Origin of the sequence: Moorena sp. SIO4E2, from assembly GCF_010671945.1 — a bacterium.
Classification (GTDB): domain Bacteria; phylum Cyanobacteriota; class Cyanobacteriia; order Cyanobacteriales; family Coleofasciculaceae; genus Moorena; species Moorena producens.
In genome coordinates this window covers 6,871-14,025 of the sequence record NZ_JAAHIE010000157.1, presented here as the reverse complement: position 1 = coordinate 14,025, position 7,155 = coordinate 6,871, and the positions used below count along the sequence as shown (strand labels likewise).

Genomic DNA, 7,155 nt, shown 5'->3' with positions numbered 1-7,155 from the left:
ATACCAGCAACCGCCTGTGGTGGTAGTGCAATGTTAAGCTTTAGCCAGTTGCAAACCCAGATCATTGCCGTTGAAGAAAACCAAACTACCATGGAAGTACCTCCAGAACCTTTGGGAATTAAAGCAATACGAGTAAACTCATATTTAGAGGCTCTAGGCTTGCTGGTTACCCATCGTGCTGGGATCAGTCCTAACGCTCTGAGTCCATCCCTATCATCAAAAAATTGGGTCTGAAACCCCGTTCTTCTAGGGCGGCTTTGTGTTAGAATTATGTAGACGCAGTGACCTGAAAAGAAAAGGTGAAAATCCCAGTAGTGGGACGCTTTGGTTAAATGGTAGTTACCCGAAATGGGTGCTCGGTCAAAGACTCCAATCCCAGCCCTCTACAAGCAGAAGTCTTTTTGGTGAGCGAATCAAATCAAAACTTTTAAAGTAGACTCAATGGCAATAAGCTGGAGAGAGTAGAGGCAATTGGCACCGCCAAGTGGACTGCCGATTTCTTGGTACTACGGTACGGGAAGTCGATGTGGTTGTTACGAGCAATGCCCTTGGGTATCTCCTCTAAAGAATCCTCGCACCAAAAGGCCGGGGAGTGTCAACTCTGCGTCGCTTACATTTTTCCTAGTGACAAAACAAATTCCCGATAATCCCGAACTTGAACCCCTAACCCGCATCCAAGTACTAGTGGCAATGGGTATAACTGCCGTAGTGTTACTAATCTTTGCCAAGCTATGGCTGCAACTAGGTAAGCTGAGTCTCCTGCCCATCAAATTTACCCCCAATGCCCTACTTATAGGACTAGGCATGGGGTTGGGAATTACTGGAGCCAGTGGCTTAGTGTATCGTCTTTGGCCAGCTTATCGCCAGAGTGCAGAAGTATACCTAAAGTTAATTCTCAAGCCCCTAATCATACCAGATTTAATGTGGCTAGGACTGTTGCCCGGTATGAGTGAAGAATTACTGTTTCGGGGTGTGATGTTGCCAGCAGTAGGGTTAAATGCTATCGGTATCATAGCCTCCAGTATGCTATTTGGGATTTTGCATCTAAGCGGTATCCAACAATGGCCCTATGTAGTTTGGGCAACCCTTGTTGGTTTGCTTCTGGGGTATAGTGCGGTAGCAACAGACAATTTACTCGTACCAATAGTAGCTCATATCGTCACCAACTTTGTGTCTAGTTTGGTATGGAAATTGGGTAATTTAGAAAATACAACATAGACTAGAAAAGACTATTAAATTTAATTAAAAATCCCAAATATAAAATTAAAAATCAAATAAAAATTAACAACTAAATAAAAATTAAATAATAATCTTTAATCAATTGTGATAATTTTTATGCCCGACTCCCGACTCCCGACTCCCGACTCCCTTTGCTAAATAACAAATGAACTACCCCGTCCTGGTCGTTCGCGTAGCGTGGCCTACGGCCAGGACAGGGTGTCAGCAGACCCGTCCTTAGAACGTGATTTTTGACGCTTCATCTTTCCTAGTTGCCTCATCGATCCAGTATGCTTACTGGTCTTTGAGGTAGAGCTAGAAAATCCACGTTTATCGAGGTCAGTCCCGTACCCCGGCTGTTTTCCTAGGGCTGCATTGAACATTACCATTGTGCTTGTCTTGTCTCTATCAAGTTCAAAGCCGCAGGGAGCATCCCATTTTGGAAACAATATTACCCAAAGCAACGATATTTCAAGGGTTTCAGCCCCCTAAAAAGAGCTAACGTGCCAAATTGGGATGCTCCCAAGCCGCAAGCATCACAGACATGGTATCTATTCGACAGTTCAGCCCAATTCTTGTGAACCTTTCCACATTCTGGACAACGCTGAGATGGCTTTAATTGTCTAGTCGGTAGTTGAAGGACAATTCCGCCTTTGAGTTCAATTTTGTAGGTGAGCATTTTATTAAGAGTGCCAAATCCTACGTCTAAAATAGCCTTGTTCAATCCAGCTTTTTGTTTTTTCCTTTTTGACCCTTTCTTAGCTTTTCGGGTCATTCCTTTTGTGTTTAGCTTCTCAGTTACGCCGATGTCATAACGACTAGATAAATCTGACGTAACCTTGCGATGCAGCGCGGTCTTGGGGGTTTCCCCCATGAGCGACTGCATCAAGACGTGTTGCCAATCTCTACGTGCGTTAGCCGCTTTTCTATTCAATTGGGATTCCTTTTTGTTGGCTTTTTTCCAACGCTTAGACGCCTTAATCCCTTTCTTGAAATTAGGAGCCTGCTTCCTACGCTTTTCCTTGCCAGCAGCTTTTACCTTAGGTTCTAGAGTCTTTGTAAAACGCCGGTTAGCTATTTCCTCAAACTCGCTGCCATTGAAGGCTGTAATCGCAGTCTCAGTACCTAGGTCGTACGCTACGATTTTCTCGTATTTTAAGTCAGATTCTGAGCCATATTTAGGATCAGGAGTTTCTGTCTTAACAGTTATTGAAGCATACCAAGCATTTATACTGGGCTTGTAAGTAATTGTCAGAGTCGTTGGTGTCCCCCAAGACTTGGCTTGACCACGCATCTTTATAGTGAGTCCGAGGTCATTTAGCGTCAAGGTTCCATCTTTTCCGTTAGTGTCAGTCTTCCAACCAGCCTTGCTAGGGTAAGTCCATCCGGAGTATTTGCGAATTGGCTTATATTTTGGAATTCCACCTAACCCTTGAAAGAACCGATTATATGCAAGGTCTACTCTCTTCAGAGTAGCCTGCAAAGAAGTGCTATACAACTCCTTGTATTCCGGCCAGCATTTCTTGAAATCGGGTAAACAATTTTGTTGGTCAAGGTATCCTATAGATTTTTTATTTGCTTTCCACTCATAACGGCGATCAGCTATCCCAGCGTTGTAGAGTAACTGGTGAAGTTTTCTTGCATAAAACATCTTTGATGTAGCTGTTTTGTTGGGATATAGACGGAATGTCTGCCTGAGAATCGCCATGAGTGGAATCACATCATTGAATTCTGTGCTCTTTATTTGCTATACTATTAGTATAGTTGATGGTAAATAGAAATGTCAAGCACAAAAAGGAAAAATCCTCAGAAAAGAATGAGAGGAGCACCTGCTCATTATGACGAGATAAAAAGACAGCACGGAATCTGGCTTACAGACACTACTTGGAAATGGTTACAGCTAGCAGCTAAAGACTCTGGGGTAAGCGTTGGAGAATATATAGAGAGCTGGGTCAGGAAGCAGGTTTATAGTATTTGTTCGCGTAGCGTGGCCGTAGGCCAAGGGGCTATCCATCCCAGAGACGAAACCTTAGGATAGTGGAGCCTTTATGGTTGGTCGGCTATGTATAAAAGGGTTAAAACTTTTTGATTAAGGCTCCACTATCCTTACGGTAACTTCAATACCTGAACCTTCGCGTAGCGTGGCCTACGGCCAGGTGGGGGAATTTCGCCCCCTCAAACTCTCCCTATTTTGTTAAAAATTGATTAATGCGATCGCTTCGACTAGAATCCGATGTTCTTGGACTTGAATCCGGGCATGGAGGGTTTCTGGGGTATCATCGGGTAGCACCGGAACAGCTGCCTGGAAAAGGATGGGACCACTGTCAACATCTAGACTGACCACGTGAACCGTACACCCTGTAATTTTTACCCCAGCCTCAAGGGCTTGTTCCACCGCCCGCACGCCTTTGAAACTAGGTAATAAGCTGGGATGGATATTGAGAATCCGATTAGGAAAAGCGTCTAGGAGTACCTGTGTCACCACTCGCATCCAACCAGCCATCACGACCCACTCCACCTCATACTCTTGTAAAGTTTGGACAATTTGTTGATCGAAATCTTCCCGTTTTTTGATCCGGTGATTATGTAGGACTGCTGGAATGCCGTATTTTTCCGCTCTAGCTAACGCTTTAATGCCTGGGTTATTGTAAATGAGCACGCTGATTTGGGCATTGAGTTGGCCGTTTGCGATCGCACTAGCTATCGCTTCAAAGTTACTGCCACTTCCGGAAGCCATCACTCCCAGTTTCAGAGGGGAAGTAGTCGGTAAGGAGTCTACACTCTTTTGGAGAGAAATGCTAGGGGAAATCAAGCTGGGGCTGGAATCTGGAGAAGTGAGATTGGCAGTCATATCGGGAAATGCGATCGCACAGTCATAAGCATTACCTATACATACTCATTTTATAGCTTGGCATGTTGATCGAAATGATTGTCTGTAACCTTCCTACCCTTATGTTCCTTTTAAATGTAGGCTGTTATAAGTAATTTTGCTTAGGAATTTTCCAATTTTGTCTGAGTAAGGCTTTTATAATTTAGATCCTGATTTGCGAGTATAAATTCCTATTAGCTTGGGGTAGCCAAAACCGATGCTAGGAAAAGATTTAAGGATTATCCTCACTCTGGCAGCCCAAACCTAATAAAAATCGAAATTTATCATGGATATGCGGATTTGGAATGATATGATCGCGGTGCAATTAAGAGTAGGATAAAAGGCGATATGATGAGGCAAGCACCTGTTTCTCCTGTGGTGCTAGTTATCTTAGACGGTTGGGGTTACCGCGAAGTAACTGATGCCAATGGGATAGCCCTAGCAAACACCCCTGTAATGGACAGCCTCTGGGCTGCCTATCCGAGTACATTAATTCGCACCTCTGGAAAGGACGTGGGACTCCCAGAGGGTCAAATGGGCAATTCGGAAGTGGGGCACTTGAATATAGGTGCTGGGCGTGTGGTGCCTCAAGAACTTGTGCGCATCTCTGATGCGGTGGAAAATGGCACTTTAAACGATAACCAAGCTCTTGTGCAAGTATGCCGAGAGGTTAAATCTCGGGGTGGGAAGATGCACATCGTGGGTTTGTGTTCTGAGGGTGGGGTGCATTCCCATCTCAATCACCTCCTGGGATTGCTAGCGCTAGCCAAAGCCCAAAATCTATCTGAGGTCTATATCCACGCGATTACCGATGGTCGTGATACTAAACCGACCGAGGGGATTGAAGCAATTCAAAAAATTCAAGATTATATTGATCAAGTTGGCATTGGATGCATAGCCACTATTATTGGTCGCTACTACGCCATGGATCGAGACCGACGCTGGGAAAGGATTTCAAAAGCCTATGAAGTCATCACTCAGGATGGTCCTGGAAATGCTATCTCAGCAGCAGAATTCCTCAAGGAGTCTTATGAGTCAGACATTACTGACGAGTTTATCTTGCCCACACGGCTTACTCCTGGAGCTGTGACAGCAGGAGATGGAGTAATTTTCTTTAACTTCCGTCCAGACAGAGCCCGACAGCTTACCCAAGCCTTGGTGGATCCTAACTTTGATGGCTTTGAACGGGAACAGATCAAACCCCTAACCTTTGCCACCTTTACCCAGTATGACCCCAATTTTCCGGTATTGGTGGCCTTTGAACCTCAGAACTTGACTAATATTCTGGGGGAAGTTATTGCCCAGCATGGGTTGCGCCAATTCCGAACTGCGGAAACAGAAAAATACGCCCACGTCACTTACTTTTTTAATGGTGGTCTAGAAGTTCCCTTCGAGGGTGAAGACCGGGAATTGGTGCAAAGTCCGATGGTAGCAACCTATGATAAAGCACCAGCCATGTCAGCTAAGGAAGTGACCAATGAAGTGATCGCAGCCATCGAAAAACGCATTTACTCCCTGGTAGTGATTAACTATGCCAACACTGATATGGTGGGGCATACTGGCAATGTAGAAGCCTGCATAAAAGCAGTGGAAACCGTAGACCGCTGCCTAGGACGCTTAATTGATAGGATTATTAAAGTTGGTGGCACTACCCTGATTACTGCTGACCACGGCAACGCCGAGACTATGCGCGATGAGACAGGTAATCCTTGGACAGCTCACACGACCAACCCAGTACCCTTTATCCTAGTAGAAGGGGAAAAATTAAAAATCCCTGGACATGGAACAGAAGTTGCATTGCGCTGTGATGGATGTCTGGCAGATATTGCCCCGACCATCTTGGAAATCTTGCAACTCCCCCAGCCAAAAGAAATGACTGGGCGTTCTATGATCCAACCCGCTGAGTTGGAAGTCCGTAATAACCGGACACCCGTGCGAGTTTCTCTATAAAACTTCAAGTTGAGAACCCCTTTGTTTTAACCGAGGGAGAGTTCAAAACTTCTCAATGCCGTAATATTGTCAAAAGAATGGTTAATCAAATCCTGCAAATTATTTGGGTTTTATCTGGCTTGGGTCTGATTATTTTGGTTTTGCTCCATAGTCCCAAGGGAGATGGCCTTGGCGGTATCGGTGGTCAAGCTCAGCTGTTTACCAGCACCAAGAGTGCTGAAAAAGCCCTGAACCGGGTGACCTGGATCTTGGCGATTACCTTTATGAGCTTGACAGTGATTTTAAGTGCAGGTTGGTTAAACCAGTAGTTGACACTCCCCGCTAATCGCGAGACGGGGATTCTTACTTCAACGAGGTTACTTGCTCAACCAGGCCGGAGCCAAGAAGAGTAGAGGTATCCTCTCCGTAAGCGTTCGGATCGTCATTCGCGTAGCGTGACCTACGGTCAATCCAAGTTCCGGTATGCCCTACCGTACTTAAGGCTCTTTTGAGGATATTGATTGCAGCATTGTGGTCTCGGTCCAACTGACAACCACACTTACAGACGTGAGTTCGAGTTGATAGTGACTTCTTGACCTCTTCGCCGCATTCAGAACAATTTTGGCGCTTTGTAAGCAGGGTTTACTGCAACAGTTATCCTGCCGAACTTAGTTCCAAAATGCTCTAACCATTTCCTAAATTGATACCAACCTGCATCATTAATAGATAAGCCGCGACAGTGGTTTTTAGCCAAGTTCTTAACCCTCAAGTCTTGCCTTCGGCACGCTTCGCGAACGTAGGCGATCAAGTCGTTAGACTGAATTACGCAGCGCGCCGGAGACGAAACCTTAGATAGGGTCGCCTTATTACAAAAGATTTAACCCTTTTATGCAAAGCCGATCACCCATAAAGGCTCCACTATCTTGCGGTAACTTCGTTCCCAGTCTCTTGGGGTGGACTTCAAGTTGCCTGCTTATTTTAAGGTGTGTCCTGCCTAGTCTGTTAATGGCTTTTCGACGGTTAGTAGAGCCTTTCTGTTTTCGGGATACCCGGCGTTGATAAAACTTTAACCGTTTCTCTCCCGTTCGGTAAAATCTAGGATTAGGTTCAGCATGACCGTCAGAATCCGTATAGAAATC

At 45.2% G+C, this 7,155-nt stretch carries 7 protein-coding genes and 1 pseudogene; 5 read left to right on the top strand and 3 right to left on the bottom strand.

All coding sequences use genetic code 11. The features are described from left to right. The coding region (locus F6K37_RS17435; protein ID WP_287251367.1) for a DUF3326 domain-containing protein at positions 1-234 on the top strand (234 nt) is incomplete at its 5' end. A gap of 390 nt (positions 235-624) precedes the next feature. Continuing rightward, positions 625-1,218: a CPBP family intramembrane glutamic endopeptidase gene (locus F6K37_RS17430; protein ID WP_008191857.1), complete on the top strand. Its 594-nt coding sequence runs from the start codon at positions 625-627 to the stop codon at positions 1,216-1,218. 451 nt (positions 1,219-1,669) lie between these two features. Here F6K37_RS17430 and F6K37_RS17425 read toward each other — a convergent pair whose 3' ends face one another. Beyond that, positions 1,670-2,926 (bottom strand): RNA-guided endonuclease InsQ/TnpB family protein, encoded by a 1,257-nt coding sequence (locus F6K37_RS17425; RefSeq protein ID WP_287251366.1) that lies wholly within the window; start codon positions 2,924-2,926, stop codon positions 1,670-1,672. A gap of 72 nt (positions 2,927-2,998) precedes the next feature. Between F6K37_RS17425 and F6K37_RS17420 the strand changes: the two genes are divergently transcribed. Then, positions 2,999-3,256 carry a hypothetical protein gene (locus F6K37_RS17420; RefSeq protein WP_008191853.1) on the top strand — a complete coding sequence of 86 codons (258 nt, stop codon included), beginning with the start codon at positions 2,999-3,001 and terminating at the stop codon, positions 3,254-3,256. 156 nt (positions 3,257-3,412) lie between these two features. Here the strand turns inward: F6K37_RS17420 and purN are convergent, their stop codons facing one another. Next, positions 3,413-4,069: a phosphoribosylglycinamide formyltransferase gene (gene purN / locus F6K37_RS17415; RefSeq protein ID WP_008191850.1), complete on the bottom strand. Its 657-nt coding sequence runs from the start codon at positions 4,067-4,069 to the stop codon at positions 3,413-3,415. Positions 4,070-4,438: 369 nt separating this feature from the next. Between purN and gpmI the strand changes: the two genes are divergently transcribed. Together gpmI and secG are read left to right on the top strand one after the other, a co-directional pair. After that, entirely contained in the window at positions 4,439-6,037 is a 1,599-nt protein-coding gene (gene gpmI, locus F6K37_RS17410; RefSeq protein ID WP_287251369.1) for a 2,3-bisphosphoglycerate-independent phosphoglycerate mutase, read from the top strand. Positions 6,038-6,114: 77 nt separating this feature from the next. Further along, a complete protein-coding gene (gene secG, locus F6K37_RS17405) occupies positions 6,115-6,345 on the top strand; it encodes a preprotein translocase subunit SecG (RefSeq protein ID WP_008191847.1) in 231 nt (76 codons plus the stop codon). Positions 6,346-6,379: 34 nt separating this feature from the next. Here the strand turns inward: secG and F6K37_RS45530 are convergent. After that, positions 6,380-7,155: pseudogene (locus F6K37_RS45530) on the bottom strand (RNA-guided endonuclease InsQ/TnpB family protein); the annotation flags it as partial.

Excerpts from the sequence above, each read along its gene's own strand:
- F6K37_RS17425 (WP_287251366.1), bottom strand. The coding sequence starts at position 2,926 with ATGGCGATTCTCAGGCAGACATTCCGTCTATATCCCAACAAAACAGCT.
- F6K37_RS17420 (WP_008191853.1), top strand. The coding sequence starts at position 2,999 with ATGTCAAGCACAAAAAGGAAAAATCCTCAGAAAAGAATGAGAGGAGCA.
- purN (WP_008191850.1), bottom strand. The coding sequence starts at position 4,069 with ATGACTGCCAATCTCACTTCTCCAGATTCCAGCCCCAGCTTGATTTCC.
- gpmI (WP_287251369.1), top strand. The coding sequence starts at position 4,439 with ATGAGGCAAGCACCTGTTTCTCCTGTGGTGCTAGTTATCTTAGACGGT.
- secG (WP_008191847.1), top strand. The coding sequence starts at position 6,115 with ATGGTTAATCAAATCCTGCAAATTATTTGGGTTTTATCTGGCTTGGGT.